The 2,673-nt window shown below is 34.9% G+C and carries 3 protein-coding genes; all 3 read left to right on the forward strand.

What is annotated here, in order from left to right; translation table 11 throughout:
- Positions 1 to 309: hypothetical protein (locus FJR38_RS28875; protein WP_254449581.1), on the forward strand; the 309-nt coding region annotated here is incomplete at its 5' end.
- 82 nt (positions 310 to 391) lie between these two features.
- Positions 392 to 1,384: a hypothetical protein gene (locus FJR38_RS26100; RefSeq protein WP_254449582.1), complete on the forward strand. Its 993-nt coding sequence runs from the start codon at positions 392 to 394 to the stop codon at positions 1,382 to 1,384.
- Between the two features lie 200 nt (positions 1,385 to 1,584).
- A partial coding sequence (locus FJR38_RS26105) for an IS4 family transposase (RefSeq protein WP_168540411.1) occupies positions 1,585 to 2,673 on the forward strand: 1,089 nt, incomplete at its 3' end.

The raw sequence follows: 2,673 nt of genomic DNA on the forward strand, positions 1-2,673 counted from the left end.
CCTTTAACATCTGCGGAATGTGGGTTAGAACAACACCCTAAGTTGTTTGCAGCCATCACCCAAAGGGGAGGAGTGGAATGGCTGGAAAACTGTACTCACTATGTCACCTCTGCCAGAGATAACTACTGGGAAGGCAAGGGTAAAGAATCTCCGTTTATCCGCGCTTTGATTGAGGGATATTCTAGGGTGTTGGAAAATTCTCAGACTATTACCCAAGTATCCTCAGAGTTACCAGCAAAGGAATCTGTACCAAAAACTATTAAATTTATCCACACCTCAACCTCAAGATTCTGTCCAAGAAATTATTAGTTCCCCCAAAAGTTCCAACCCACTTACTAATCTTCAACCCCTAAATGCTGCTGTAGCAACGCATATGCAAAAGGATGTGGCAATGGCTGAAGTAGCTACTCAATTCATTGGTATGTCATCTGCACCACCTGAAACACCCTCTAGCACCCGTAATTATCAACAAGCTTGGGGGGAAAGGGCAAATACAGGTGTTTACTCAGCCAATGACACAATTATGGTTTCAGGTTCTGGTCCTTGGAGGGGTGTTACTCAACAACAAATTCTGGAAACTTTCAATAAACATTATGTACCACTGATTGATCAGGCGATCGCTTCCAAAAGTTCCTTTGTAGTGGGTAATGCTGCTGGTACTGACCAACTGGTAAAACAATATTTAGAGACACAGGGATATAAGTTGGAAGGTGTAAATGATGGGTACACACGCGCAGTCAAGCTAGAACAAGATACTACGCTTACCAATCAACAACCACCACCGGCTTCAGAAGTATCTTCCCCAGTACCTACACAGCAATCATCTGTGGTGTCATCTCATGGGATAAAGTTGCCTAAATCTACACCCATTTCCTCATCCAACATTGTTCAAAAAGAGGTAGTTGCTGATAAAACTATTCAGGATCAAGAAACAACATTAGAAAAATTAAGAACCTGGTATTTGACTGCACAAAAGTTAGGTAAGTCAGCAGAATATATTCAGCGAATTGTAGAGGTTGGTAATGAATTTAAATCGGGTGTAGGATTAACAGAAAAAGCAGTCGTAGCAATGAATAATGATTTTCAAGAATTACATTCTATCAATCGTCTTACCCAAATTACTCAACGAATGGGGGATGTATTTGGCATTCCTCAAGATAATGGAGACGTTATAGTACAAGGTCAAGAATACTTGATTTCAATCAATAACTCTCATAAAGATTTAACGATTATAAAAAAAGATGGAACTGTTTTCCTGGATATTAAATTAGGACAAATTAATCAGAGTCGAATATCGGCTGAAGTTATTGATGTATTTGAGGAAATCAACAATAACATCAATCAATCTTTAGCATCTGTCAAAAATCAGTATCTTCAAGTTTAATATTTAATCAATTTAGTTTTTATTCAATTCATTGGCATAAATTTATGACAACTAATTCTTTAACTATACTCACTGAAGAATCAACCAAAATATCCTGACGGGATGACGAAATAGTCTAAAAAGCTTATCATATACAGATTATACAGATTTATGGTAAAAAAGATAGAAGCACTTTTCTCAATAAGGACTATCTATTGATAATGTTACCTGAATTCTACAAAACACACCTAAAAAATCAATTGAATCTGGCAGAGTATATCTTGCTTAAAATTATGATTATTCTGCTGCAATCACTGAAAAAAGTAAGTTTAGAAGCTTTAGCTACTGCCCTACCAATTCCGATTAAATTTGAAAGTAGAAAAAGAAAAATACAGAGATTTCTTTCTTTACCAAACCTAACAATTGAGCAAATCTGGTTTCCGATTGTGAAAACATTTTTAGAAACATATTTGAAGGATGAAGAATTAATTTATGTAGTCATGGATAGGACGGCTTGGGGACGCATAAATTTATTCATGATTAGTATAGTTTGGGATAAAAGGGCATTTCCTGTATATTTTGAGTTATTACCAAAGTTAGGCAGCAGTAACTTTGAGGAGCAATCACGAATATTGAAGAAAATTTTACCCATTTTTAATAACTATAAAATTTGCGTATTAGGGGACAGGGAATTTTGTTCCATAAAATTGGCAAACTGGTTAAAAGACCAGGGTTTATGTTTTTGTACAAGACTTAAAAAGAGTGAATTTGTAGAAATAAAAAAAGAAATTTGGATAGATTTAAATAATTTAGGTTTGTCACCAGGAGTTGCTTTCTTTTTAGCCGGAGTTAAAGTTACGAAAAAACATGGTTTTACAAGTTTTAATGTTGCCTGTAAATGGAAACGTAAAATCTTAGGAGTAGCCCCCAAAGAAGGGTGGTTTATTTTAACTAATTTAGATAGTTTGGAATTAGCAATTTCCGCCTATAAGAAGCGATTTTGTATAGAAGAAATGTTCCGTGATTTTAAAAATGGAGGTTATAATTTAGAAGACACAAAACTTACAAATAATCGGTTAATATCGATAATTTTATTAATATCAATTGCTTATACAAGTGCCACAATACAAGGGCAAGAAATTAAACGCAAAGGTATCCAGAAATATATTGGTCGAGTGAAGGAATATGGGCGGACTCAAAGAAGACATAGTAGTTTTTATATTGGATTATATGCCCAATCTTGGGTTAATTTCATAGATAATTGTAGAGAATTAGTTAGGTCACTATTGAGATTATCTCCTAATAAGTGG

Source organism: Anabaena sp. UHCC 0253 (assembly GCF_009712085.1).
In the GTDB taxonomy this organism is placed as follows: domain Bacteria; phylum Cyanobacteriota; class Cyanobacteriia; order Cyanobacteriales; family Nostocaceae; genus Dolichospermum.

Excerpts from the sequence above, each read along its gene's own strand:
- FJR38_RS26100 (WP_254449582.1), top strand. The coding sequence starts at position 392 with ATGGCTGAAGTAGCTACTCAATTCATTGGTATGTCATCTGCACCACCT.